Origin of the sequence: Pseudomonas sp. ES1 (assembly GCF_050586605.1) — a bacterium.
GTDB classification, from domain to species: Bacteria; Pseudomonadota; Gammaproteobacteria; order Pseudomonadales; family Pseudomonadaceae; genus Aquipseudomonas; species Aquipseudomonas sichuanensis.
On sequence record NZ_JBOBDM010000014.1, the window covers coordinates 18,217 to 44,454 of the forward strand.

At 63.6% G+C, this 26,238-nt stretch carries 22 protein-coding genes; 7 read left to right on the forward strand and 15 right to left on the reverse strand.

Annotated elements, in window-relative coordinates:
- Positions 1-8 precede the first annotated feature (8 nt).
- The 10 genes from nuoH to ACQ4N9_RS08230 form a co-directional block, all read right to left on the reverse strand.
- Complete coding sequence (gene nuoH, locus ACQ4N9_RS08185; protein ID WP_110993938.1) at positions 9-1,016, reverse strand: NADH-quinone oxidoreductase subunit NuoH; 1,008 nt, start codon at positions 1,014-1,016, stop codon at positions 9-11.
- Positions 1,013-3,727, reverse strand: a complete 2,715-nt coding sequence (nuoG, locus tag ACQ4N9_RS08190; protein ID WP_390969091.1) for an NADH-quinone oxidoreductase subunit NuoG — start codon at positions 3,725-3,727, stop codon at positions 1,013-1,015. Before nuoG ends, nuoH begins: the two co-directional genes overlap by 4 nt.
- A gap of 133 nt (positions 3,728-3,860) precedes the next feature.
- The gene (gene nuoF, locus ACQ4N9_RS08195; RefSeq protein WP_125859387.1) at positions 3,861-5,222 is read right to left on the reverse strand and encodes an NADH-quinone oxidoreductase subunit NuoF; all 1,362 of its coding nucleotides are present in this window, start codon (positions 5,220-5,222) and stop codon (positions 3,861-3,863) included.
- Positions 5,219-5,716 (reverse strand): NADH-quinone oxidoreductase subunit NuoE, encoded by a 498-nt coding sequence (gene nuoE / locus ACQ4N9_RS08200; protein ID WP_012313767.1) that lies wholly within the window; start codon positions 5,714-5,716, stop codon positions 5,219-5,221. Before nuoE ends, nuoF begins: the two co-directional genes overlap by 4 nt.
- Before the next feature lie 2 nt (positions 5,717-5,718).
- The gene (nuoC, locus tag ACQ4N9_RS08205) at positions 5,719-7,500 is read right to left on the reverse strand and encodes an NADH-quinone oxidoreductase subunit C/D (RefSeq protein WP_347151572.1); all 1,782 of its coding nucleotides are present in this window, start codon (positions 7,498-7,500) and stop codon (positions 5,719-5,721) included.
- A 79-nt stretch (positions 7,501-7,579) separates the two neighbouring features.
- A complete protein-coding gene (locus ACQ4N9_RS08210; protein WP_008096180.1) occupies positions 7,580-8,257 on the reverse strand; it encodes a NuoB/complex I 20 kDa subunit family protein in 678 nt (225 codons plus the stop codon).
- A 9-nt stretch (positions 8,258-8,266) separates the two neighbouring features.
- Positions 8,267-8,680 carry an NADH-quinone oxidoreductase subunit A gene (locus ACQ4N9_RS08215; RefSeq protein WP_110993934.1) on the reverse strand — a complete coding sequence of 138 codons (414 nt, stop codon included), beginning with the start codon at positions 8,678-8,680 and terminating at the stop codon, positions 8,267-8,269.
- Between the two features lie 380 nt (positions 8,681-9,060).
- Entirely contained in the window at positions 9,061-9,723 is a 663-nt protein-coding gene (locus ACQ4N9_RS08220; RefSeq protein ID WP_390969087.1) for a lysoplasmalogenase, read from the reverse strand.
- Positions 9,724-9,942: 219 nt separating this feature from the next.
- Positions 9,943-11,268 (reverse strand): isocitrate lyase, encoded by a 1,326-nt coding sequence (gene aceA, locus ACQ4N9_RS08225; protein WP_023630475.1) that lies wholly within the window; start codon positions 11,266-11,268, stop codon positions 9,943-9,945.
- Positions 11,269-11,767: 499 nt separating this feature from the next.
- Positions 11,768-12,532, reverse strand: a complete 765-nt coding sequence (locus ACQ4N9_RS08230) for a secretin N-terminal domain-containing protein (protein ID WP_347151574.1) — start codon at positions 12,530-12,532, stop codon at positions 11,768-11,770.
- A 251-nt stretch (positions 12,533-12,783) separates the two neighbouring features.
- Here ACQ4N9_RS08230 and ACQ4N9_RS08235 point away from each other — a divergent pair, with 251 nt between their 5' ends.
- Positions 12,784-14,226, forward strand: coding sequence for a SulP family inorganic anion transporter (locus ACQ4N9_RS08235; protein WP_390969085.1), 1,443 nt, complete (start codon positions 12,784-12,786; stop codon positions 14,224-14,226).
- Between the two features lie 109 nt (positions 14,227-14,335).
- On the opposite strand, the gene fusA is transcribed toward ACQ4N9_RS08235, so the two are convergent.
- Both fusA and ACQ4N9_RS08245 read right to left on the reverse strand, forming a co-directional pair.
- Positions 14,336-16,450, reverse strand: coding sequence for an elongation factor G (gene fusA / locus ACQ4N9_RS08240; RefSeq protein ID WP_390969083.1), 2,115 nt, complete (start codon positions 16,448-16,450; stop codon positions 14,336-14,338).
- A gap of 68 nt (positions 16,451-16,518) precedes the next feature.
- Positions 16,519-16,947 carry a hypothetical protein gene (locus tag ACQ4N9_RS08245; RefSeq protein ID WP_390969081.1) on the reverse strand — a complete coding sequence of 143 codons (429 nt, stop codon included), beginning with the start codon at positions 16,945-16,947 and terminating at the stop codon, positions 16,519-16,521.
- 228 nt (positions 16,948-17,175) lie between these two features.
- On the opposite strand from ACQ4N9_RS08245, the gene ACQ4N9_RS08250 reads away from it, so the two are divergent.
- Positions 17,176-17,478 carry a hypothetical protein gene (locus tag ACQ4N9_RS08250; RefSeq protein ID WP_390969079.1) on the forward strand — a complete coding sequence of 101 codons (303 nt, stop codon included), beginning with the start codon at positions 17,176-17,178 and terminating at the stop codon, positions 17,476-17,478.
- A gap of 3 nt (positions 17,479-17,481) precedes the next feature.
- Here the strand turns inward: ACQ4N9_RS08250 and ACQ4N9_RS08255 are convergent, their stop codons facing one another.
- Both ACQ4N9_RS08255 and gcvA read right to left on the reverse strand, forming a co-directional pair.
- A complete protein-coding gene (locus ACQ4N9_RS08255) occupies positions 17,482-18,732 on the reverse strand; it encodes a 2-aminoadipate transaminase (RefSeq protein WP_390969077.1) in 1,251 nt (416 codons plus the stop codon).
- Positions 18,733-18,960: 228 nt separating this feature from the next.
- The gene (gene gcvA / locus ACQ4N9_RS08260) at positions 18,961-19,857 is read right to left on the reverse strand and encodes a transcriptional regulator GcvA (protein WP_125859379.1); all 897 of its coding nucleotides are present in this window, start codon (positions 19,855-19,857) and stop codon (positions 18,961-18,963) included.
- A 254-nt stretch (positions 19,858-20,111) separates the two neighbouring features.
- Here gcvA and ACQ4N9_RS08265 point away from each other — a divergent pair, with 254 nt between their 5' ends.
- From ACQ4N9_RS08265 to ACQ4N9_RS08285, 5 genes are all read left to right on the forward strand, one after another.
- On the forward strand, positions 20,112-21,494 hold the full coding sequence (locus ACQ4N9_RS08265) for an amino acid permease (RefSeq protein WP_390969075.1): 1,383 nt from the start codon (positions 20,112-20,114) through the stop codon (positions 21,492-21,494).
- A gap of 57 nt (positions 21,495-21,551) precedes the next feature.
- Positions 21,552-22,049 (forward strand): PaaI family thioesterase, encoded by a 498-nt coding sequence (locus ACQ4N9_RS08270; RefSeq protein WP_125464778.1) that lies wholly within the window; start codon positions 21,552-21,554, stop codon positions 22,047-22,049.
- A gap of 282 nt (positions 22,050-22,331) precedes the next feature.
- A complete protein-coding gene (locus tag ACQ4N9_RS08275) occupies positions 22,332-22,721 on the forward strand; it encodes a DUF4398 domain-containing protein (RefSeq protein ID WP_390969073.1) in 390 nt (129 codons plus the stop codon).
- Between the two features lie 11 nt (positions 22,722-22,732).
- Positions 22,733-23,497: an OmpA family protein gene (locus ACQ4N9_RS08280; RefSeq protein WP_390969071.1), complete on the forward strand. Its 765-nt coding sequence runs from the start codon at positions 22,733-22,735 to the stop codon at positions 23,495-23,497.
- A gap of 105 nt (positions 23,498-23,602) precedes the next feature.
- Positions 23,603-24,298: a glutathione S-transferase N-terminal domain-containing protein gene (locus ACQ4N9_RS08285; protein ID WP_390969069.1), complete on the forward strand. Its 696-nt coding sequence runs from the start codon at positions 23,603-23,605 to the stop codon at positions 24,296-24,298.
- 200 nt (positions 24,299-24,498) lie between these two features.
- On the opposite strand, the gene ACQ4N9_RS08290 is transcribed toward ACQ4N9_RS08285, so the two are convergent.
- On the reverse strand, positions 24,499-26,115 hold the full coding sequence (locus ACQ4N9_RS08290) for an inorganic phosphate transporter (RefSeq protein WP_347149746.1): 1,617 nt from the start codon (positions 26,113-26,115) through the stop codon (positions 24,499-24,501).
- Positions 26,116-26,238: the final 123 nt, after the last annotated feature.

Genomic DNA, 26,238 nt, shown 5'->3' on the forward strand with positions numbered 1-26,238 from the left:
TCAAATCCTCACTGGGCCGCGACGGCTGGCGTGTTGTAGAGCACGATCGCAGCGGTCACCAGCAAATTGATCAGGGTCAGCGGCAGGCAGAACTTCCAGCTGAAGTCCATCACCTGGTCATAGCGTGGGCGCGGGATCGAGGCGCGCAGCAGGATGAACAGCATGATGAAGAACGCGGTCTTCAGGGCGAACCAGAAGAACGGCAGCTGCGGCAGCAGGTCGAACGGACCGTGCCAGCCACCGAAGAACAGGGTGACCAGCAGCGCCGAGATCAGGATGATGCCGATGTATTCACCAACGAAGAACATGCCCCATTTCATGCCGGCGTATTCGATGTGGTAGCCGTCGGCCAGTTCCTGTTCCGCTTCCGGCTGGTCGAACGGGTGACGGTGAGTCACGGCGACGCCAGCGATGAAGAAGGTACAGAAGCCGAAGAACTGCGGAATGATGAACCACAGGTTCTGGGCCTGGTATTCAACGATGTCGCGCATGTTGAACGAACCCACCTGCACCACCACGCCCATCAGCGCCAGGCCCAGGAACACCTCGTACGACACGGTCTGCGCCGAAGCACGCAAGCTGCCCAGCAGGGCGTACTTGTTGTTCGACGACCAGCCGGCGAACAGCACGGCGTAGACCGACAGGCCGGCCATGGCGAAGAAGAACAGCAGACCGATGTTCAGGTCGGCCACGCCCCAGCCCGGGGTGATCGGGATGATCGAGAAGCCGATCAGCAGGGCACTCATGGCCACGACCGGCGCCAGGGTGAAGATCATCTTGTCGACGAAGGGCGGGTTCCAGTCTTCCTTGAAGAACATCTTCAGCATGTCGGCAGCGATCTGGAACATGCCGAACGGGCCGACGCGGTTCGGACCGTAGCGGTCCTGCCACCAGCCCAGCAGGCGACGCTCGACGAAGCTGAGCAGCGCGCCGCAGACCACCACGGCCAGCAGCACCACGATGGCCTTGACGACCTGAATGATCACATCGATCACTTCGGGGGTGAACCAGCTCATTGTGCTGCCTCCTGCAGGCCTTCGACGGATGCACCGAAGATGGCGGGCGGAATGCCGGCCAGGCCTTTGGGCAACGCAACCAGGCCAGCGCCCAGCTCTTCATTGATACGCAGCGGCAGGCGCAGCGACACACCGGCCACGTTCAGGCTCAGCATCGCGCCGTCGTTGACGCCCAGGCGGTCGGCTTCGGACTTGGCCAGGCCGACGTAGGCGGCCGGGATGCGCTCCTGCACCGGGGCGGCGCGCGAGGAGCTCTCTTCGCTGCCGAACAGGTGGAAGAACGGCACGGCGGTCCAGGTGCCACGGGCCGGGTTGAACGCGCCAGGGATGGCGGTGAACCAGCTCAGGCGGTCGCCTTGGGATTCGATCAGGCGCACGCCCGGGTCACCGGCACGCAGGTGGCCGCCGACCTCGTCCTGGAACTTGTTCCAGGCTTGCGGCGAGTTCCAGCCCGGCGACCAGGCGAACGGCACCTGCTGACGCGGTTCGGCCGAACCCGAGTAGCCTTCCATGGAGAAGGCGAACGCGGTGTCCTTGTCCTGCGGGGTACGCGGCTCGTGCACGCTGATGTTGGCGCGCATGGCGGTACGGCCCGAGTAGCGCAGCGGCTCACGGGCCAGCTTCATGCCCTTGATGCGGAACGCGGCGCTTGGTGCGGCGTTGACGATGCCGGCCAGTTGCGGGGCGGCTTCGGCGCAGGCGCTGGTGACGTGATCCAGCTGGGTCCAGTCCACCGGCTTGTTGAGCAGGGTGGCACGCAGGGCGTGCATCCAGCGCCAGCCTTCGTGGATCTGGATGCTGCTGTCCAGGTACTGCGGGTCGAACACCTGGAAGAAGCGCTGGGCACGGCCTTCCTGGCTGACCAGGGTACCGTCGCCTTCGGCGAACGAGGCAGCTGGCAGTACCAGGTGGGCGCGGTCGCTGGTAGCGGTCTTGGAGTGGTCGGCGACGATCACCACCTTGGCGGCGGCCAGGGCGGCGTCGACCTTGGCGGCCGGTACGCGGGCGTACAGGTCGTTTTCCAGCACGACGATGGCGTCGGCCTTGCCGCTGATCACCGCGTCCAGGGCGGCGTCGATGGACTCACCGCCCATCATCGCCATGCCGAGGCTGTTGGCCTCAGGCACGACCAGGCTCAGCGAGCCATTCTTCTCGCGCAGCTTGAGGGCCTTGGCGATGTTGGCGGCGGCTTCGATCAGCGCCGGGTCGGCCAGCGAAGTACCGGCGACGATCAGCGGGCGCTGGGCAGCAACCAGGGCGTCGGCGATACGCTGGGCCAGGGCCTTGGCGTCGCTGTCCAGGCCTTCGACGGCCGGGGCGCTCGGGTCGATGGCGTGGGCTACGGCGAAACCGATGCGGGCCAGGTCGGCGGGAGCGGCGTGCACACACTCTTCGGCAACGTCGTCCAGCTTGGTTTCAGCCAAGGATGCAATGAACAGCGGGTACAGCGCGTGCTGGCCGATGTTCTTCACCGCGGCGTCCAGCCAAGGCTGTACGCGCATGGCGTCGGCCATGGCTTCGGCCTTGCCCTTGGTGGCCTGGCGTACGGCCAGGGCAACACGGGCGGCAGTTTGGGTGAGGTCTTCGCCGAGCACGAACACTGCGTCGTGGTCTTCGATGTCGCGCAGGGTCGGCACCGGCAGCGGGCTGTTGTTCAGCACGTTCAGCGCCAGGCGCACGCGGGCCAGCTCACCGGCTTCCATACCCGAGTAGAAGTACTCGGCGCCGACCAGTTCACGCAGGCCGTAGTTGCTTTCGAGGCTGGCGCGTGGCGAGCCGATACCGACGATGGTGCGGCCGCGCAGCAGGTCGGCGGCCTTGTCCAGGGCGGCGTCCAGCGACAGCTTGGTGCCGTCGGCCAGCAGCGGCTGGCGTGGGCGGTCGCTGCGGTTGACGTAGCCATAGCCGAAGCGGCCACGGTCGCACAGGAAGTACTGGTTCACCGAGCCGTTGAAGCGGTTCTCGATGCGGCGCAGTTCGCCGTAGCGCTCACCCGGGCTGATGTTGCAGCCGCTGGAGCAGCCATGGCAGATGCTTGGGGCGAACTGCATGTCCCACTTGCGGTTGTAGCGCTCGGAGTGGGTCTTGTCGGTGAACACACCAGTCGGGCAGACCTCGGTGAGGTTGCCGGAGAACTCGCTTTCCAGCACGCCGTCTTCAACGCGACCGAAGTACACGTTGTCGTGGGCGCCGTACACACCCAGGTCGGTGCCGCCGGCGTAGTCCTTGTAGTAGCGCACGCAGCGGTAGCAGGCGATGCAGCGGTTCATCTCGTGGGCGATGAACGGGCCGAGGTCCTGGTTCTGGTGGGTACGCTTGGTGAAACGGTAGCGGCGCTCGTTGTGGCCGGTCATTACCGTCATGTCCTGCAGGTGGCAGTGACCGCCTTCCTCGCACACCGGGCAGTCGTGCGGGTGGTTGGTCATCAGCCATTCGACGACGCTGGCGCGGAACGCCTTGGACTCTTCGTCTTCGATGGAGATCCAGGTGCCGTCGGAGGCAGGGGTCATGCAGGACATGACGATACGACCACGGGTGTCGTTCTCGTCGGTGTACTGCTTGACCGCGCACTGCCGGCAGGCGCCGACGCTACCGAGCGCCGGGTGCCAGCAGAAATAGGGGATGTCGAGGCCGAGTGACAGACACGCCTGTAACAGGTTGTCCGCACCGTTGACTTCGAGCGCTTTGCCGTCTACGTGGATAGTGGCCATTGTTCAAAGTTCTTCGTTGGCCCGCGTGAGCGGGCGTGGCTAATGGAAATCGGTGAGCCTGCGGCCAGCCACGAGTCGTTCGGGCCGGCCAGCGGGCTGGCGGATGGCACGGACCATCCGCTGTTTCATCTTGTTATGCGCCGACCACGATCGGCTTCGCCAGGTTTGGGCGCAGGGTGCCAGCGCTTTCTGGCGCCACACCGGCCTCGAACTCCGAGCGGAAGTATTTGATGGCACTGCCCAATGGCTCGACGGCACCTGGTGCGTGAGCACAGAAGGTACGGCCTGGGCCGAGGAAGTTGACCAGACCCAGCAGGGTCTCGATGTCTTCGGCGCGGCCCTGGCCTTTCTCCAGGGCGCGCAGCATCTTCACGCTCCACGGCAGGCCGTCACGGCATGGGGTGCACCAGCCGCACGATTCGCGGGCGAAGAACTCTTCCATGTTGCGCAGCAGCGAAACCATGTTGACGCTGTCGTCCACCGCCATGGCCAGGCCCGTACCCATACGGGTGCCGACCTTGGCGATGCCACCGGCGTACATCTGCGCATCGAGGTGCTCGGGCAGCAGGAAGCCGGTACCGGCGCCGCCTGGCTGCCAGCACTTGAGCTTGAAGCCGTCGCGCATGCCACCGGCGTAGTCTTCGAACAGCTCGCGGGCGGTGACGCCGAACGGCAGTTCCCACAGGCCAGGGTTCTTCACCTTGCCGGAGAAGCCCATCAACTTGGTGCCGTGGTCTTCGCTGCCTTCACGGGCCAGCGACTTGTACCAGTCGTTGCCGTTGGCGACGATGGCCGGCACGTTGCACAGGGTCTCGACGTTGTTCACGCAAGTCGGCTTGCCCCACACGCCAACGGCGGCAGGGAAGGGCGGCTTGGAGCGCGGGTTGGCGCGGCGGCCTTCGAGGGAGTTGATCAGTGCGGTTTCTTCACCGCAGATGTAGCGCCCGGCACCGGTGTGCACGAACAGCTCGAAGTCGAAGCCCGAACCGAGGATGTTCTTGCCCAGAAGGCCTGCGGCCTTGGCTTCATCGATGGCGCGATTGAGGTTCTTCGCCGCGGTGGTGTATTCGCCACGCAGGAAGATGTAGCCGCGGTAGGCCTTCAGCGCGCGGGCGCTGATCAGCATGCCTTCGACCAGCAGATGGGGCTGTTGCTCCATCAGCATGCGGTCTTTCCAGGTGTTGGGCTCCATTTCATCCGCGTTGCACAGCAGGTAGCGGATGTTCATGGATTCGTCTTTGGGCATCAGGCCCCACTTCACGCCAGTGGGGAAGCCTGCGCCGCCACGGCCCTTGAGGCCGGAGTCCTTGACGCTCTGCACGATGTCGTCGGCGGACATGTCGGCCAGCGCCTTGCGCGCGGCGGCATAGCCGTTCTTGGACTCGTACTCGGCCAGCCAGACCGGCTCGCCGTCGTCACGCAGGCGCCAGGTCAGCGGGTGGGTTTCGGCGCTGCGCGCAATGCGGTTGGCCGGGCCGAAGGAAGTGATGGTCATACGTAACCCTCCAGCAGCTTGCTGACGCCGGCAGGTTGCACGTCGCCAAAGGTGTCGTCGTCGATCATCAGCGCCGGGGCCTTGTCGCAGTTACCCAGGCAGCACACCGGCAGCAGGGTGAAGCGCCCGTCGGCGGTGGTCTGGCCGAGGCCGATGCCCAGCTCGCTCTGGATCTGGCTGACCACGGACTCATGGCCGCCGATGTAGCAGACCATGCTGTCGCACACACGGATGATGTGGCGGCCAACCGGCTGGCGGAAGATCTGGCTGTAGAAGGTGGCCACACCCTCGACGTCGCTGGCAGGGATGCCCAGCACTTCGCCGATGGCGTAGATGGCGCCGTCCGGCACCCAGCCGCGCTCTTTCTGCACGATCTTGAGGGCTTCGATGGACGCCGCGCGCGGGTCCTCGTAGTGGTGCATCTCGTGCTCGATGGCCGAGCGCTCGGTTTCGCTCAGGGCGAAACGGTCGGTTTGGATAAGCGTGCTGTTCATGCTTAGCGGTCCACGTCAGCCATAACGAAGTCGATACTGCCCAGGTACGCGATCAGGTCCGCGACCATGCTGCCTTTGATCACCGAAGGGATCTGCTGCAGGTGCGGGTAGCTCGGGGTACGGATCCGGGTGCGGTAGCTCATGGTGCCGCCATCGCTCGTCAGGTAGTAACTGTTGATGCCCTTGGTCGCCTCGATCATCTGGAACGACTCGTTGGCCGGCATGACCGGGCCCCACGAGACTTGCAGGAAGTGGGTGATCAGGGTCTCGATGTGCTGCAGGGTGCGCTCTTTCGGCGGCGGCGTGGTCAGCGGGTGATCCGCCTTGTACGGGCCTTCCGGCATGTTGCGCATGCACTGGTCGATGATGCGGATACTCTGGCGCATCTCCTCGACGCGGACCATGCAGCGATCGTAGGCATCGCCGTTGTGGGCCAGCGGTACTTCGAACTCGAAGTTCTCGTAGCCGGAGTAGGGGCGGGCTTTACGCAGGTCGAAGTCGCAACCGGTCGAACGCAGGCCGGCACCGGTGGTGCCCCATTCCAGGGCCTCTTTGGTGTTGTAGGCGGCGACGCCGATGGTACGGCCTTTGAGGATGCTGTTCTGCAGGGCAGCCTTGGTGTATTCGTCCAGGCGCTTGGGCAGCCATTCGACGAAGTCCTTGACCAGCTTGTCCCAGCCGCGCGGCAGGTCGTGGGCCACGCCACCAATGCGGTACCAGGCCGGGTGCAGGCGGAAACCGGTGATCGCCTCGATCACGGTGTAGGCGCGCTGGCGGTCGGTGAAGGTGAAGAACACCGGGGTCATGGCGCCGACGTCCTGGATGTAGGTGCCCAGGAACAGCAGGTGGCTGGTGATGCGGAAGAACTCGGCGAGCATGACGCGAATCACGTCGACTTTCTGCGGCACCTTGATGCCGGCCAGCTTCTCTACCGCCATCACGTACGGCAGGTTGTTCATCACCCCGCCGAGGTAGTCGATACGGTCGGTGTAGGGGATGAAGCTGTGCCAGGACTGGCGCTCGGCCATCTTCTCGGCGCCACGGTGGTGGTAGCCGATGTCCGGGACGCAGTCGACGATCTCTTCGCCGTCCAGCTGCAGGACGATACGGAAGGCACCGTGGGCGGACGGGTGGTTCGGGCCAAGGTTGAGGAACATGTAGTCCTCGTTGGCGCCCGAACGCTTCATGCCCCAGGCTTCGGGGTTGAAGCGCGCCGACTCTTCTTCAAGCTGCTGCTTGGCGAGCGTGAGGCTGTAGGGGTCGAACTCGGTGGCACGGGCCGGGAAGTCCTTGCGCAGCGGGTGACCTTCCCAGGTCGGGGGCATCATGATGCGGGTCAGGTGCGGGTGGCCGGCAAAGTCGATGCCGAACATGTCCCACACTTCACGCTCGTACCAGTTGGCGTTGGGCCAGATACCGGTGACGGTGGGCAGGTTGAGGTCGCCTTCGCTCAGCGACACCTTGATCATCACGTCGCTGTTACGTTCGATCGACAGCAGGTGGTAGAACACGCTGAAGTCGGCAGCCGGCAGGCCGCGGCGCTGGGTGCGCAGGCGCTCGTCCACGCCGTGCAGGTCGTACAGCATGCTGTACGGCTTGGCGACGTTGCGCAGGAAGGTCAGGATTTCTTTGAGCTGGGCACGCTTGACCCACAGTACCGGCATGCCGGTGCGGGTTTCCTGGGCGACGAAAGCGTCGGCGCCGAATCGGTTGTGCAGTTCGACGACCACATCCTGGTCGTCAGCCTTGTAAGGCGGAATATAAATAGCGTTGTCCGCTGTCATGGTCTCGGTCGCTTTGGGTCAACGTTAAGAATGAAGCCAGGCCGCCGGCTCCTGGGGGAGCGGGCGGCAGGTCGCTGGATCAGACTTCGTCGGGGCTGCGCAGGTTGGTTACCGCGATACGCTGTTCGCGACGCAGGTCTTTCTGGGCAGGCATCTCGGCACGGTAAATGCCTTGATCGCCAACAACCCAGGAAAGCGGGCGTCGCTCCTGGCCGATCGACTCCTGCAGCAGCATCAAGCCTTGCAGGAACGCTTCGGGGCGCGGCGGGCAGCCAGGCACGTACACGTCCACGGGGAGGAACTTGTCGACCCCTTGAACGACCGAGTAGATGTCGTACATGCCGCCGGAGTTGGCGCACGAACCCATGGAGATGACCCACTTGGGTTCGAGCATCTGCTCGTACAGGCGCTGGATGATCGGCGCCATCTTCACGAAGCAGGTACCGGCGATGACCATGAAGTCGGCCTGACGCGGCGAGGCCCGGATGACTTCGGCGCCGAAGCGGGCGATGTCGTGGGGCGCCGTGAAGGCCGTGGTCATTTCCACGTAGCAGCAGGACAGGCCGAAGTTGTACGGCCAGAGGGAGTTCTTGCGACCCCAGTTGACCGCGCCACGCAGCACATCTTCGAGTTTCCCCATGTAGATGTTCTTGTGGACCTGGTCCTCTAGCAGTTGATCGGTGACGGTTTCCCGTTCACCGACCGGGTACTGCTCGTTGGGCGCATCCGGATCGATTCTGGTGAGATTGTATTGCATGCCAAAGCCTCATTGTTTCAGCTTCGCTTGCCGCTTGCGGCGACCTTCGGGAGCCCAATCGAGCGCCCCGACGCGCCATAGGTAGACAAGACCTGCCAACAGAATTGCTATGAAAACGAGTGCTTCGACGAATCCGGTCCAGCCGCTTTCGCGGACGGACACAGACCATGCATACAGGAAGAGGGCTTCGATATCGAAGATCACGAACAGCATCGCGACCAGATAGAATTTGGCGGACAGGCGCAGGCGGGCGCTGCCGACGGGCAGCATGCCGGATTCGAAGGGTTCGTTCTTGGCGCGACCCCAGGCCTTGCTACCGAGCAGGCTGGACAGGCCGAGCATGAAGGCGCACAGGCCGACGACACCCAGGAGGAAGATGGCAAAGCCCCAGTTGTGGGCCATGAGTCCTGCCGAATCGGACATGCTAGAAATCCTTATACAGAGACCCAGCTCTGAAGTCTGAAATAAGTAAAGCGGCGACGCGGTGTCGCAGGCGCAGTGACCAAATGTCGCAGCTGAATCAATCGCGCTGATTTTATGGGTAAACCCGGTGCAAGTAAAATTTCCGTTGCAAATTTATTCGTAGGTTTAAGAACAAAAACCGTTCGTAACTGGCTGAAACCCTTGAGTTTCGGGCATTGCGTGCGGTTTTGTTAATTATGTTTCTTACCCGGCGTAATGACGGCTTAGTTGTGTAATGATAATTAATATCATTTGGATTGGGCTGTATTGATTTAGCAGTTCTGAGCCTTGCAAAGTTCATAGGGCAGCCTCGCCACTTGCAAATGCGAAAAATGCTCGTTCTAACAGCTTCCAAGCTCGCGCGTACCGCTCTGGGTCAATGGTTCGGAGCTTGGGGCGCGAATGACCGAGGCGGCGATCAGCCACTGGCCGAGCCAGTAGAGCAGGATGATCAGGTACTGTGCGGCGGCAAACGGGCTGACGAAGCGGTCGATGCCGATCAGGCTGTCGGAGAATACGAAGGCGCAGGCGCCCAGTGCTGCGACGCCACCACAGGCCAGGGCGCGCCAGAGCATGCAGCCGATCGCCAGGGCATACAGCGCCACCGGGATCAGCAGTGGGCCCAGGCCGTGGCTGGCGAGCAGGCCGAACAGCGAGCCGCCTACCAGCAGTGCGAGTGCCAGTGAGGGATAGGCTGGGCGCTGGGTCAGGTTGCAGTAACCGCGCAGGTAGGCGAGGTGGGCGCACAGGAACGCTGCCAGGCCGAACACGAACAGGTCGCGGGGGATGGCCAGGAGGATGTCGCCGAGTACCGAGAAGGCCAGGCCGATCATGATCCAGCGACGGTAGGGGGTGGTGGGCGTGGTGCTCAGCCAGGCGATCAGGGCCAGTACCGGAATGGGTTTGACCAGCAGGCCGAGCAGGGCGTTACCGCTGGCCAGTGCATATAGATAGCAGGCGGCGGCTGCGATGGCGATCAGGATCAGGTGGCTTGGACGGGGCATGGGCGGTCCTTGCTGCTGGGTAGCCACAAGCATAGACCTGAACGCGGAGAATGCTTGTGCCGGCCCTTTCGCGGGTAAACCCTCTCCCACAGGTGCTGTGCCGGGCTCAGGGGCAGTGCCGATCCTGTGGGAGCGGGTTTACCCGCGAAGAGGCCGGTGCAGACAAAAGAAAGCCCAGGCTCCTGACGGAGTCTGGGCTTCTTGTTCAGCTCACACCAATCAGTGGAACTGTTCTTCCTCGGTCGAACCAGTCAGTGCGGTCACCGACGAAGCGCCACCCTGGATCACGGTGGTCATGTCGTCGAAGTAGCCGGTGCCCACTTCCTGCTGGTGCGCCACGAAGGTGTAGCCTTTGCTGGCGTCGGCGAATTCCTGCTCCTGCAGCTTCACGTAGGCGGTCATGTCGTTGCGGGCGTAGTCGTGCGCCAGGTTGAACATGCCGTGCCACATGTTGTGGATGCCGGCCAGGGTGATGAACTGGTGCTTGTAGCCCATGGCCGACAGTTCGCGCTGGAACTTGGCGATGGTGGCGTCGTCCAGGTTCTTCTTCCAGTTGAAGGAAGGCGAGCAGTTGTACGACAGCAGCTGGTCCGGGTATTCCTTCTTGATCGCTTCGGCGAAGCGACGGGCCTCGTCCAGGTCCGGCTTGGCGGTTTCGCACCAGATCAGGTCGGCATACGGCGCGTAGGCCAGGCCGCGGGAGATGGCCTGGTCGAGGCCGGCGCGGACCTTGTAGAAGCCTTCACGGGTACGGTCGCCGATCACGAACGGCTGGTCGTACGGGTCGCAGTCGCTGGTCAGCAGGTCGGCGGCGTTGGCGTCGGTACGGGCCAGGATGATGGTCGGTACACCGGCAACGTCGGCGGCCAGGCGGGCAGCCACCAGCTTCTGTACGGCTTCCTGGGTCGGTACCAGTACCTTGCCGCCCATGTGGCCGCATTTTTTCACCGAGGCGAGCTGGTCTTCGAAGTGCACGCCGGCGGCGCCCGCTTCGATCATGTTCTTCATCAGCTCGTAGGCGTTCAGTACGCCGCCGAAACCGGCTTCGGCGTCAGCCACGATCGGTGCGAAGTAGTCGATGTAGCCTTCGTCGCCTGGGTTCTTGCCGGCTTTCCACTGGATCTGGTCGGCGCGACGGAACGAGTTGTTGATGCGCTTGACCACGGTCGGCACCGAGTCGACCGGGTACAGCGACTGGTCGGGGTACATCGATTCGGCCGAGTTGTTGTCGGCGGCAACCTGCCAGCCGGACAGGTAGATGGCCTGGATGCCGGCCTTGACCTGCTGCACTGCCTGGCCGCCGGTCAGGGCGCCCATGCAGTTGACGAAATCTTTTTCTGGGCGGAAGGACGGGTGGGCACCTTGGGTGACCAGCTTCCACAGTTTCTCTGCGCCCTGGCGAGCCAGGGTGTGCTCCGGTTGCAGCGAGCCACGCAGGCGAACGACATCAGCGGCGGTGTAGGTACGGGTCACGCCTTTCCAGCGCGGGTTTTCGGCCCAGTCTTTCTCGAGGGCTGCAATTTGCTGTTCGCGTGTCAGTGCCATGGAAATAAACCTCGTCGCATCGATCTTGAGTGTAATTGTGCTGATGCTCGACAAACGCGGCTCAGAGGGCCGGGCGGCTGTCCTGTTCGGGGGAGTGCGGCGGCGAACGCAGAAGGCTCGAAGGGGGAAGGGTGTGCAGGCCGGGCGAAGGCGTGCGCTGCAGGTTGGCTCGTGGATGCCGTGCTGCGGTGCTACGCGATTGCTGATGACTGCGGTGATGCGCTTCCGTCCCTCGGGACAACTTCTTCGTTGCAGTCGCAATCCCGTCGAACCGCCTTGTGGGCCGTATGGACACGAAGCGCCTGCGCTGGTGGTGTGCAGGGCGCTCCGAAGACCCTTGCCAGGGCCTCTGATTAGCGGGAGCGAGGCCATCATGCCTTTGCCAAAAAGTGCCTGTCAACGATTTTGTAGTGCTTTTTCCTGGTTACTACATCTTTGGTCTAATGCGACTTGCTGGTCAGTTTCAAGGCCTTTGGTCGAGGCCTTGAATTGCCTGGGATCAGTCAAGAAGGTCGACTTTGACACGCAAAGTCATATTTTCCCCGCGCTGGGTGCTGTAGCTGAGGCTTGACGCACTGCGCTCGGCCTGGCTGTCCTGGTTGTAGCCCGCCAGCGTGATCCATTCACCCAGCCGGCCGGTGACCGTTGTGTCGGTGCTTTGCACTTTCACTACATCGGCACGTTCCTGGCTCATTCGGTCATTATTGGTGCTGATTTGCAGCCGTACGGTGTCACCGGTCAGGCGTGGGGTGACGTAGAAACCCTGGGTGACATTGCGGTATTGCGTGTCGCTCTGGATACGCCCGTAGCCGTCGGTGGAGGTGCTGGTGATGGGGATGCTCTGGCCCACCTGGATCAGCGCCGGTTGCCCTTCACTGGCCTGGATCTGCTGCAGGCCGCCTTCGCGGTTGGCGGTGCCGTAGTGGATTACCCGCGCATTGCCGCGGTTGTCCTGGAAGTTGCTGTCGTTGTTGTCGACACTGATCAGCAGGCGCTTGGGCGCGGTATCCAGTTGCTGCAGCAGGGTGCGCAGGTCGTCGATGCGTTCCTGGCTGGCATTGACGATCAGCTTGTCCTCGAAGGAACTGACGCTACCGTCCTTGCCCAGGAACGACTGGGCGGCGGGCAGCAGCTCGGCGCTGCTGCGGTGTTGCAGTGGGATGACCTCGGTGGCGGCCTGGGCGGTGAGGCTGGCGGCCAGCAGCAGCGAGGCAAGGAGGGGGCGTAGCGGCATGTCCATGATCTCCGCGGGTGGAGTGAACATGATGGCAAATTTGTCGGCATCTTGCCGGGCCTGGATCACAGGGGTGTGAAAGGTTGGGGCTGTTGCTGGCCGCTGTCATTCAATTTACGTAACATCGCCCCTCGAATTTCAGTCTCGCCCCTCAAGGCAACGCATGCCCTGTGGGAGCGGGTTTACCCGCGAAAGCCTCAGGGAATACCCCATCGCATTCGCGGGTAAACCCGCTCCCACAGGGCAGGGCGTGCTGCCTTAACTTCCTGTACAGGACCCCCATGAAACCCGCTCGCCTACGCGCCGACCTGCTCGCCGGCCTCACCACTTCGTTCGCCCTGGTGCCCGAGTGCATCGCTTTTGCCCTGGTGGCCCACCTCAATCCGCTGATGGGCCTGTACGGCGCGTTCATCATCTGTACCCTGACCGCACTGTTCGGCGGCCGCCCGGGGATGATCTCCGGCGCCGCCGGCTCGATGGCGGTGGTGATCGTCGCCCTGGTGGTGCAGCACGGTGCCCAATACCTGCTGGCCACGGTGCTGCTGGGCGGGGTGGTGATGATCCTGTTCGGCGTGCTGCGCCTGGGCAAGCTGGTGCGCCTGGTGCCGTACCCGGTCATGCTCGGTTTCGTCAATGGCCTGGCCATCGTCATCGCCCTGGCCCAGTTGGAGCACTTCAAAGAGGGTGAGCAGTGGCTCAGTGGCACGCCGCTGTACCTGATGATCGGCCTGGTGGCCCTGACCATGCTGGTGGTCTACGTACTGCCCAAACTGACCCGCGCGGTGCCACCGGCGTTGGTGGCGATCCTCGGCGTCGGCCTGCTGGTGTACCTGTTCGGCTTGCCCACCCGCACCCTCGGCGACATGGCGCACATTGCCGGCGGCTTGCCGCAACTGGCCCTGCCGGACGTGCCGTGGAACCTCGAGACGCTGAAGATCATCGCGCCCTATGCGCTGCTGATGGCCATGGTCGGCCTGCTGGAAACCCTGCTCACCCTCAACCTCACCGACGAAGTCACCGAGAGCCGTGGCTACCCGGACCGCGAGTGCGTGGCGTTGGGGGCGGCCAACATGGTCTCGGGCCTGTGCGGCGGCATGGGCGGCTGCGCGATGATCGGCCAGACCGTGATCAACCTCAGTTCCAACGGCTGTGGGCGGCTGTCGGGGGTGGTGGCCGGGGTGATGATCCTGCTGTTCGTGCTGTTCCTGTCGCCTTTGATCGAGCGTATTCCGCTGGCGGCGCTGGTCGGGGTGATGTTCGTGGTGGCCCAGCAGACCTTCGCCTGGGCCTCGTTGCGGGTGCTGCGCAAAGTGCCGGCGAGCGATGTGCTGGCGATCATTGCGGTGACGGTGGTGACGGTATTTACCGACCTGGCCATGGCGGTGATGTTCGGTATTGTTATCGCCGCGATCAACTTTGCCTGGCAGCATGCGCGTGAGCTGTACGCCGACAGCCATGTGGATGCGGCGGGCGAGAAGCATTACCAGGTGCATGGGACGCTGTTCTTCGCCTCGACCACGCCGTTTCTCAACCAGTTCGACCCGGCCGGTGATCCGGCCCAGGTGACCTTGGATTGTCAGCATTTGAGCTTTGTCGATTATTCGGCGATCGCGGCGCTCAAGACCTTGCGCGAGCGGTATGCCAAGGCAGGCAAGCAGTTGCGGGTGGTGCATCTGTCGGAGCGTTGCAAGAAGCTGCTGAAGCGGGCGGGTGAGCAGCACTGACAAGCAGCGCTGCCTGACCTGACGCATTCGCGGGTCAACCCGCTCCCACAGGGTTTCGCGATCTCTGTGGGAGCGGGTTCACCCGCGAATCGAGTGCGCAGCACTCGCCTCAGGACTCTCCGCGGCTCTTCTTCACGATGCTATCGGCAATGCTCGCCGGTGCCTCGGCATAGCGGGTGAACTCCATGGTATAGCTGGCCCGGCCCTGGGTCATTGAGCGCATCGAAGTGGCGTAGCCGAACATCTCGCCCAGCGGCACCTCGGCCCGTATGACCTTGCCGGCCGGGGTCTCGTCACCGTCCTGGATCATCCCGCGGCGCCGGCTCAGGTCGCCCATGATGTCGCCCTGATACTCCTCGGGCGTCACCACCTCGACCTTCATCACCGGCTCCAGCAACACCGCGCCGCCTTTCTGCGACAACTGCTTGGTGGCCATCGAGGCGGCGATCTTGTAGGCCATCTCGTTGGAGTCGACGTCGTGGTACGAGCCGTCGAATACCGCCGCTTTGAGGCTGATCAGCGGGTAGCCGGCCAGCACGCCGTTCTTCATCTGCTCCTCGATGCCTTTCTGGATCGCCGGGATGTATTCACGTGGTACCACGCCGCCGACGATCTCGTTGATGAACTCCAGCCCTTCCTTGCCCTCGTCGCCCGGGGCAAAACGAATCCAGCAGTGGCCATACTGGCCACGCCCACCGGACTGGCGCACGAAGCGGCCTTCGATCTCGCAGGTGTTGCGGATCTTCTCGCGGTAGGCCACCTGCGGCTTGCCGATATTGGCCTCGACGTTGAACTCGCGGCGCATGCGGTCGACGATGATGTCCAGGTGCAGCTCGCCCATGCCGGAAATGATGGTTTGCGCAGTTTCCTCGTCAGTCTTGACCCGGAACGACGGATCTTCCTGTGCCAGCTTGCTCAGGGCGATGCCCATCTTCTCCTGATCGGCCTTGGTCTTGGGTTCGACTGCCACTGAGATCACCGGGTCAGGGAAGTCCATGCGTTCGAGAATGATCGGCTTGTCGATGTCGCACAGGGTGTCGCCGGTGGTGACATCCTTCATGCCGATCAGCGCGGCGATATCGCCGGCGCACACGTCCTTGATCTCGGCGCGCTGGTTGGCGTGCATCTGCACCATGCGGCCGATGCGTTCCTTCTTGCCCTTGACCGAGTTGAGCACCGCATTGCCGGAGCTGAGCACCCCCGAATACACGCGAGCGAAGGTCAGGGTGCCGACGAACGGGTCGGTGGCGATCTTGAAGGCCAGGGCCGAGAACGGTTCCTTGTCGTCTGCGTGGCGTTCCAGGTGCTTCTCTTCATTGTCCGGGTCGGTACCCTTGATCGCCGGGATTTCGGACGGGGCGGGCAGGTAGTCGATCACCGCGTCGAGCATCAAGGGTACGCCCTTGTTCTTGAACGACGAGCCGAGGATGGTCGGCACGATTTCGTTGGCGATGGTGCGTTGGCGCAGGGCTGCCTTGATCTCATCGACCGTCAGCTCCTCGCCGTCGAGGAACTTCATGGTCAGTTCGTCATTGGCTTCGGCGGCCGCTTCGATCATGTGCGCGCGCCATTCGTCGGCCAGTGCCTGCAGTTCGGCGGGGATCTCTTCTTCGCGGTAACTGGTGCCGTTGTCGGCGTCGTTCCAGTAGATGGCCTTCATCTTCACCAGGTCGATCTGGCCGATGAAGTTCTCCTCGCTGCCGATGGCCAACTGGATCGGCACAGGGTGGTGGCCCAGGCGCTTGTCGATCTGCTTCACCACCCGCAGAAAGTCGGCACCCTGGCGGTCCATCTTGTTGATATAGGCCAGGCGCGGCACATGGTACTTGTTGGCCTGGCGCCAGACGGTCTCGGACTGCGGCTCGACGCCATCAGCGCCGCTGAACACCACCACCGCACCATCGAGCACGCGCAGCGAACGCTCCACCTCGATGGTGAAATCGACGTGGCCGGGGGTGTCGATGATGTTGAAGCGGTACTTGTGCTCGAACTGCTTGGTCGAGCCTTGCCAGAACGCGGTGGTGGCCGCCGAGGTGATGGTGATGCCGCGCTCCTGCTCCTGGGCCATCCAGTCCATGGTCGCGGCGCCGTCGTGCACCTCACCCATCTTGTGGTTGACCCCGGTGTAGAACAGGATCCGCTCGGTGGTGGTGGTCTTGCCGGCATCGACGTGGGCGACGATGCCGATATTGCGGTACAGCTCGATGGGGGTCGTGCGGGCCATGGCGGGTCACCTGCGGGTGAGGGTTCTCCCAACTTAGCAGAGCGGGAGAATCCTGCCGTGGCAGGCCGTCAGTCGGCGAGCACTTGCAACTGCCACTGGCCGTCGACTTCCCGGGCCAGGCCGCTGGCCGGCAGCAGGGCCAGCAGGCGGGCGTGCAGGTTGGCCTCGGTGAAGGACTTGAGGGTGGTCATGTCCAGCGCGCCGACGGTGACCAGGTCGTTCTTGGTGTAGGACAGCCAGGCCTTCTTCAGCACCAGCAGCACGTCACTGCCGGCGGTGTTGGCGAAGCGGCGATTCACCGTGCGGCCTTCCAGCTCGAAGGTGTGGCGGTGGTTGTAGCTGCTTTCGTCGCCGTTGCCCTCTACGCAGCGATGGCAGCGGCAGGCGCCGTCGGCGAAGGCATTGCGCAGGTAGCTGTTGAAGTCCACGACGGGCTTGAGGGTCAGGCGTTTGTCGACCTCGAACAGGTCGGCGATCAGGGGAAGTTCTGCGCTCACTCGGTATCCTCGCGTGGTGTGGCGTGCATCGGCGGGCACCCTAACAGATCGGGGCATCCAGATCACCTGTTGCAGGCCAGGCCTCTTCGCGGGTAAACCCGCTCCCACAGGGATGTCGTATCGCTGTGGGAGCGGGTTTACCCGCGAAGAGGCCATTAGAGACAACAAGGGCCGCCTGCCGTACTCTACGCGCCCATACGCCTAATACACCTGTTGAGGTAACCCCGCTTGAGCACCAAGTACCCGTACACCGCCATCGTGACCATCAGCGCCGAAGACCGTGGCGGCGATATCGAGGCCTCCGAGAACCCCAAAATGCGTGTTGGCCTCGAAGCGGTGACCGAAACCCTGAAGAAGGTACATTTCGTCGGTACGCTCGCGGCACCCGAGAAAAGCGCCACGCATATCTGCGTGACCCTGGAGAACGGCTTGACCTACTACGGCCCGATCGTCAACGGCCACGCCGAACTCGAAGGCGGCTGGATCGCCTTCGAAAACGACATGCTTACCCCCGAAGAACTGGGGCTGTAAGCCTCAGCCGAGTTCCGCCAGGCACTGCTCGAGGATATCCAGCCCTTCCTCGAGCACCTGTGGCTCGATGGTCAGCGGTGCCAGCAGGCGGATGATGTGCCGCGCCTTGCCACTCGGCATCAGCAGCAGCCCCTTGCTACGCGCCGCTTCCAGCACCTTGGCCAGCACCGCTGGCGCCGGGCTGCCGTCGGCATTGAGCAGTTCGATGCCGCGCATGGCGCCGGTGCCGGTCAGGCGCCCGAGCGAAGCGCACACCCCTGAGGTTTTCCAGCGCGCATGGCGCGCGACGATGGCCTGTTCCTGGCGTTCGCCCCAGGTGGCGAGGTTGGCATCGGTCATCTGCGCCAGGCTCGCCAGTGCCGCTGCACAGGCGATCGGGTTGCCCGAGTAGGTACCACCCAGTCCGCCCTTGGGTAGCGCATCGATGATTTCCCTGCGACCGACCACCGCGCCCAGCGGCATGCCGCCGGCGATGCTCTTGGCCAGCAGCAGCAGGTCGGGCTCGATGCCCAGGCGGGGGAACGCAAAGCGTTGCCCGGTGCGGCCGAAGCCCGACTGGATCTCGTCAATGATGATCAGGATCCCGTGCTCGTCGCAGAAGCGCCGCAGCGCCTGGGCAAATGCCGGGTCCAGGGCGAGGAAGCCGCCTTCGCCCTGCACCGGCTCCAGGATGAACGCCGCCACGTCCTCCACCGCCAGTTCAACGCTGAACAGTCGCTCCATGGCCTTGAGCGCCTGCTCGCAGGTGACCCCGGTGTCGGCGCTGGGGTAGGGCAGGTGGTACACCGGGCCGGGCAGCTCGCCCACGCGTTGCTTGTAGGGCGCGACCTTGCCGTTGAGGTTGAGGGTGGCCAGGGTGCGGCCATGAAAGCCGCCGTCGAAGGCGATGATGGCGCGCTTGCCGGTGGCGCCACGGGCCACCTTCAGGGCATTTTCCGCCGCCTCCGCGCCACTGTTGGTGAGCATGCCTGCCAAGGGGTAGCTGACCGGCACGAACTGGCGCAAGCGCTCCATCAGTTCCAGGTACGGGCCATGGGGGGCGGCGTTGAATGCATAGTGGGTCAGGCGCGTGGCCTGCAACTGGATCGCCTCGACCACTGCCGGGTTGCAGTGGCCCAGGTTGAGCACGCCAATGCCGCCGACAAAGTCGATATAACGTTTGCCGTCGGTATCCCACACTTCGGCATTACGGCCATGGGAAAGTGTAATCGGGTGAACGATGGCGATGGACTGGCTGATACTTTCCTGATTCATGTGCACGCGGCCTGTTGTTCGAATTACTGACTATCGAAGCGTGCCGGGGATATATTCCGCAAACGAATTATCGGATTGCGATCATTCCATGGATTCGTGATCTTGCTGAAATTTGTGTTGCCGTTGCCGGCCTCTTCGCGGGCGAACCGCCGCTCCCACACTGAACTTGAAAACAGTGCTGTACCTGTGGGAGCGGGTTTACCCGCGAAGAGGCCATTACAGGCGGCCTCAATCCCCCTCGGCCACCCGCTCGCGAATCCATTGCACAAAGGCCCGTACCTTAGGCACCTCGGCCGCATGCTCGGCATGAGCCATGAAGTGCCGGCCATTGCTGGGCACCGGGTGGTCCCAAGCCACCACCAGCTTGCCTTCGCTCAGCTCCTCGGCCACCAGGTAGCGCGGGATCAGGGCTATGCCGCAGCCGGCGATGGCGGCGCGAATGCACAGGTAGAACGTGTCGAAACGTGGCCCGTGGTAGCTGTTCTGGCTGTGCAGCCCCAGCCCCAGGAACCACTCGTGCCAGGCCTCGGGGCGCGAGGCGCATTGCAGTAGACGGTGCTCGGTCAGCGCCGTGGCGCAGGTGATGCGCTGCCGGGCCAGCAGCGCGGGCGCGCACACCGGCACCACGGCTTCGCTGAACAGCTCGATGCAGGTCGCCCCCGGCCAGGTGCCCTGGCCAAAGAAAAACGCCACGTCGGCCTTGGCCTGCACCAGGTCGAACGGTTCCAGCTCGTTGCGGATGTCCAGGTGGATGCGCGGGTGGCGCTCACCAAAACCCTTGAGCCGGGGCACCAGCCAGCGTGCACCGAAGGTCGGCTGGGTGGCGATGCGCAGCACCTCGGTCTCGTCGCCGTAGCTGAGGATGTAGCGGCTGGAGATGTCGATCTGGGTGAGGATCTTGTTCACCTCGGTGAGGTACAGCGCCCCCGCCGGGGTGAGGTGCAGGCGCCGGCGAATGCGCTGGAACAGCGGGTGGGCGAGCATGTCCTCGAGCTGCGCCACCTGCTTGCTGACCGCGCTCTGGGTCAGGTGCAGCTCCTGCGCCGCGCGGGTGAAGCTCAGGTGGCGGGCGGCGGCCTCGAAGCATTGCAGGGCGGTGGTGGACGGCATCAGGCGTTTGGACATGGCGAAGGCGCTACCCGGTAAAAAAGGAAGGAATTCATTCCAAAATAGAATGATGTGCTTCGAAAAGGTCGTTTGTTGACCCGTCCCTATAGATTAATACTGACCTGGATCAACGATGACAACCGGTAGTGCAAAGAGGAGGGCAAAACCACGACCGGCGTTTTACAAGAACAACAACGAGCACCCGCGACTTACTGAATTCTGCTCCAACTTTCAGCCGTCCTTGCAACGGCCGACCCATTCGAGGGTTCCCCATGGCATCGTCAAACAATAAAAAACAGCGTTCCCTGCAACACGGCCTGACCTCCCGTCAGGTCTCGATGATTTCCATCGCCGGCATCATCGGCGCCGGGCTGTTCATCGGCTCCTCCAACGCCATCGCCACCGCCGGCCCGGCCATCCTCATCTCCTACGCCATGACCGGCCTGCTGGTGCTGCTGGTGATGCGCATGCTCGGCGAAATGGCCATCGCCAACCCCAACAGCGGTTCGTTCTCCACCTATGCCAGCGAAGCCATCGGCCCTTGGGCCGGCTTTACCATCGGCTGGCTGTACTGGTGGTTCTGGGTGCTGATCATTCCGGTCGAAGCCATTGCCGGCGCCGACATCCTGCACGCCTACTTCCCGGGTGTGCCGTCCTGGCTGTTCGCCTTCCTGATCATGGTCGTGCTGTCGGGCACCAACCTGGTCAGCGTGAAGAACTTCGGTGCCTTCGAGTACTGGTTCGCGCTGGTGAAAGTGGTTGCGATCATTGCCTTCATCGTGGTCTGCAGCCTGGCGGTGTTCGGCTTCTGGCCGCTGGCCGAGGTCTCCGGGGTGAGCCGCCTGTGGGACCACGGTGGCTTCATGCCCAACGGCTTCGGCACCGTGCTGGGTGGCGTGCTGATCACCATCTTCTCGTTCTTCGGCGCCGAGATCGTCACCATCGCCGCCGACGAGACCGCCAACCCGAAAGACAAGATCCGCCGCGCCACCAACCTGGTGGTGTACCGCATCGCCATCTTCTACCTGGCGTCGATCTTCCTGGTGGTGTCGCTGGTGGCCTGGAACGACCCGGCCTTGAAAGCCGTGGGTTCGTTCCAGCGCGTGCTCGAGGTGCTCAATGTGCCCGGGGCCAAGCTGCTGGTCGACCTGGTGGTGTTGGTGGCGGTGACCAGTTGCATGAACTCCGGCCTCTATACCGCTTCGCGGATGCTGTACTCCCTGGGTGCCCGTGGCCAGGCGCTGAGCATGACCAAGCGTATCTCGGGTGCGGGCGTGCCGACCGTGGCGGTGATCCTCTCGACCCTGGCAGGCTTCGCTGGCTGCCTGGTCAACTATGTGTTCCCCGGCAAGGTGTTCGGCTTCCTGCTCTCGACCACTGGCGCCATCGCTTTGCTGGTGTACCTGGTGATCGCCGTTTCGCAGCTGCGCATGCGTGCCCGTGCCGAGCGTGAAGGGCGGCCGCTGGAGCTGAAGATGTGGCTGTTCCCATGGCTGACCTGGCTGGTGATCGGCACCATCGTGATGGTCCTGGGTTACATGCTGTTCAGCGATGCCTACCGCTATGAAACGCTGATGACCGCCGGGGTGACCTTGTTCATCCTGTTGGTTTCGCTGACCCAGAAGCGTGGCAGGGCAGTGGCGCAGACGGCCTGATGTTTCTGCTTTAATGGGGGCGTTTCGCGCCCCCATTCCAACAAGCACAGGCTGCGTATGAACGATCAGATGCTTTCCCTCCAGGCCCTCGCCGCCCCCGACGGCACTTGCTACGGCTGCGGTAGCGCCCACCCCTCCGGCCTGCACCTGCAAAGCCACTGGGATGCCGACGGCATCCACCTGTTGTGCCGACATGCACCGGATCAAACCTTCATCGGCTGGCCCGGCCTGGTCTACGGCGGCTTGCTGGCCATGCTGGTCGACTGCCACTCCAACTGGACCGCCATGGCCTACCACTACCGCGCCGAGGGCCGCGAGGCGGGCAGCCTGCCGCGTATCGATTGCGTCACCGGCAGCCTCGGGCTCAATTACCTGAAACCGACCCCAATGGGCGTGGAGCTGTTGCTCAAGGCCCGCGTGGAGGGCGAAGTCGGACGCAAGACGCGGGTCATCTGCGAGGTCTGGGCGGGTGATGTCCTGACTGTCACTGCCGACTCGGTGTTCGTGCGGGTGGACACCGAAAAACTCAAGCTCAAGGCACACGGCCAGGCCTGACAACAGGCCGTTCACCCAGCATTTTTGCCAGTCGACGCCTGAACGGCGCTCGCCCCAAACGTGGGCGTGCGCCGTTCAGGCGTTTTGCCGTCAGGCATAGGGCCTACGCCGAAGCAGTTGTTGAAAAAGCCGACAGGGTGGTTGGGAAAAGTCCTATTTGGCCGTCGGCTTCGTGGCAATAGTCTTGCGTCGCTTCCAGATCAGGCTGTCTGTTCATCAACTGCCTGTGGTCACCGACGCCGGTAGCCACAGATTCGCGAGCGCATCAAAGGAGCCTATTCCATGCGTTTCAACTGCAAGACTTTGCCGCTTGTCGGCCTGCTCATGATCATGAGCGGCTGCGCCAGCGTGACCGCTCCCAATGAGCAGATCGAACTGGCCCGCAGTGCGGTCAACCGCGCCGTCGCCGCCGAGGCCACCCAATATGCCCCGCTGGAGATGCGCGCCGCCCAGGACAAGATGAGCGCCCTTGACCGGGCCCTGGGAGAGAAGAAGTTCGAACAGGCCCGCACCCTGGCCGAAGGGGCGAGCGCAGACGCACGAGTAGCCGAGCGCAAGGCCCAGGCGCTCAAGGCCAAAGAGCAACTGGAGGTCGCCCGCAAGGGGATCGAAGTGCTCAAGCAGGAGATCCTTGATGCTCCTGACAGCCCGACTGCCAAATCCGTTCATTGAAGGAAGTGACCATGTCCAAAGTCTACCTGCTGCCCGCTGTGTCGCTCCTTGGCCTGATGCTGGCCGGCTGCGGCACCACGCCGGAAAACTCCACATTGCTTGAAGCTCGCGAAGCCTATTCGGTGTTGCAAGGCAAACCCGAGGCAAGCCGTCTCGCCGCGCTGGAAACCCAGGACGCCTATACCGCCCTGGGCAAAGCCGAGCTGGCCTCGCTCAAGGACCGCAAATCCGCCGAGGTCGAGCGCCTGGCCACGTTGGCCAGCCGGCAGATCGAGTTTGCTGAACAGACCATCGACCTGCGTAACACCGATGCCGCGCTCAAACGTGTCGAGCTCGAGCGCACCCAGGCCCGCCTGGATGCACGCACCGCACAGCTCAACGCGCTCAAGGCCAAGCCGAGTGTACGCGGCGACGTGGTGACCTTCGGTGATGTGCTGTTCCAGACCGGCAAGGCCGAGCTGAACGGCCGCAGCCAGCACAACATCGAGGAGCTGGCGGCGTACCTTCAGGCGAACCCTGAGCGCAAGGTGCTGGTAGAGGGTTTCACCGACTCTACCGGCAGTGATGCCCTCAACCAGCGCCTGTCCGAGCACCGGGCTGACGCGGTGGCCAACGCGCTGCGCCGTCAGGGTGTAGCTGCGCAGCGCATCAAAAGCGCCGGTTACGGCAAGGAGTACCCGGTGGCCAGTAACGCCACGGCGCAGTCACGCCAGCTCAACCGACGCGTCGAGGTGGTGATCTCCCGGGGCGCCGAGGCTGTCGCGCCACGTTTCTGATGAAGCGCCGGCGCAGCCCTTTGGCTGCGCCATCCGGCACGCTGCAATGGCCAAACCGCAGCGCTGTCCCTAAAGTGATCGTTTCCACGATTGCAGGGACCGAGCATGACCGATCTGAGCACATTCCCCATCACCCGCAAGTGGCCGGCGCAACACCCCGAGCGCCTGCAGTTGTATTCGCTGCCCACGCCAAATGGCGTCAAGGTGTCGATCATGCTGGAAGAAATCGGCCTGGCCTACGAGCCGCACAAGGTCAGCTTCGACAGCGATGACCAACTGAGCCCCGAATTCATTTCGCTGAGCGCCAACAACAAGATCCCGGCGATCCTCGACCCCGATGGCCCGGGCGGCAAACCGCTGCCGCTGTTCGAATCCGGTGCGATCCTCCAGTACCTGGCGGAAAAGAGCGGCCAGTTGCTCAGCCAGGACCCGGCCCAGCGCTACCAGACGATCCAGTGGTTGATGTTCCAGATGGGCGGCATCGGGCCGATGTTCGGCCAGGTGGGCTTCTTCCATTTCTTTGCTGGCAAGAATTATGAGGACAAGCGCCCGCGCGATCGCTACGTCAACGAGTCGAAGCGTTTGCTGGGCGTGCTGGACCGGCACCTGCAAGGCCGTGAATGGATGGTCGACGAGTACAGCATCGCCGACATTGCCATCTTCCCTTGGGTGCGCAACCTGGTGGAGCGCTACAACGCCCGTGACCTGGTTGGCTTCGATGAGTTCAAGGAGGTGCAGCGGGTGCTGGCCAGCTTCCTCGAACGGCCTGCCGTTCAGCGTGGCCTGACAATCCCCGGTTGATCGGGCATCACTGAACCTGTGGGAGCGGGCTTGCCCGCGAAGGCTGTGGCGGATTCGCCATCGCATTCGCGGGTAAACCCGCTCCCACATGGATCGCGCTAACTTCGAGGCAGCATCGTACCTGTGGGAGCTGGCTTGCCAGCGATGAGGCCAGCACTGACAACATAAGACAGTTGCTCCCACAGGTTCTCTATTTCAGCCTAGAGAATTTGATTCAGAAGCCAGTACAGGCTGCCTGCCAGTACCATCGCCGCCGGCAGCGTCAGCACCCAGGCCATCAGCAGGTTGACCAGGGTGCGCTTCTGGATCCCCGAGCCATTGGCCACCATGGTCCCGGCCACCCCCGAGCTCAACACATGGGTGGTCGACACCGGCAGCCCGAACATGTCCGCCGCGCCAATGGTGCACATCGCCACCACCTCCGCAGACGCCCCCTGGGCATAGCTCAGGTGGGTCTTGCCGATCTTTTCACCCACCGTCACCACGATGCGCCGCCAGCCGACCATGGTGCCCAGGCCCAGGGCGATGGCCACCGCCACCTTGACCCACAGCGGGATGTAGCGGGTGGCATCGTCCAGCTGGCGCTTGAACAGTTGCACATGGCGGGCGGTGTCGGCATCGAACGCCACCAGTGCGTTCTTGTCGATCAGGCGGATGGCTTCGCTGGTCAGGTACATGTCGTTGCGCACGTTGGCCATGGCCTCGGCCGGCACACGGCTGAGCGAGCCATAGCCCTTGACCTCTTCGCCGATCATGCCGGTCAGCGCGGCCAGGGCCGGTACCAGTTCGGGGCTGGCCTTGGGCTGGCCGATGAAAGCGGTCAGGGTCTGTCGAGGGTCGGCCGGGGCCGCCTGCGGGGCGCTGCGCACCAATGCCTGGCGGGTCACTTCGGCCACCGCCGAGAATTGCAGGGCCTGTTCGCTGGGCATGGTCTTGTTCAGGGCGTAGGCCATCGGCAGGGTGCCGACCAGGATCAGCATGATCAGGCCCATGCCTTTCTGCCCGTCGTTGGAGCCGTGGGCGAACGATACGCCGGTGCAGGTAAGGATGAGCACCCCCCGGATCCACCAGGGTGGCGGAGTCTGGCCTTCAGGCGCCTGGTACAGCTCCTGGCGTTTGACCAGCGCGCGCAGGGCCAGCAGTAGCAGGGCGGCGCAGGCGAAACCGATCAACGGCGAAAACAACAGGGCATAGCCGACCTTGCTCGCCTGGCCCCAATCCACCCCGCTGGTGCCGTCGCGCCCATGCATCAGCGCGTTGGCCACGCCCACGCCGATGATCGAGCCGATCAGCGTGTGCGAGGACGAGGCCGGCAGGCCCAGCCACCAGGTGCCGAGGTTCCAGATGATCGCCGCCAGCAGCAAAGCGAAGACCATGGCGAAGCCGGCGCCCGACCCGACCTGCAGGATCAGCTCGACCGGCAGCAGGGCGATGATGCCGAAGGCCACCGCGCCGCTGGAAAGCAGCACACCGAGAAAATTGCACAGCCCCGACCACACCACCGCCACCGGTGCCGGCAGCGAATGGGTGTAGATCACCGTGGCCACGGCGTTGGCGGTGTCGTGGAAACCGTTGACGAATTCGAAGCCCAGGGCGATCAGCAGGGCCAGGCCCAGCAGCAGGAATGGCGTGACCGTGGTGATTACGGTGCCGCTGGCGCTGACATCTTCCTTGAGGCTCCAGAAGGTGTAGGCCAGGCCGGCCAGCAGCAGGCCGAAGAACAGCACCAGGGTGGCGCGGCCAGGGCGGTGGGACAGCTGCGGGCGGGAATCGGGCTTGACCAGCGCATCCTGGCTGACCATCGAGGGGGTTGTCATGGGTGGGCTCCGGTGTGCTTAGAGGCACGAGGCGAGGTATCCCATCCTAGAAACAATCTGTTACCGGGGAGTGACCTCGATCAAAGGAACTTCTAGTCTAGGAGGCATCGGCGAATTGCCAAG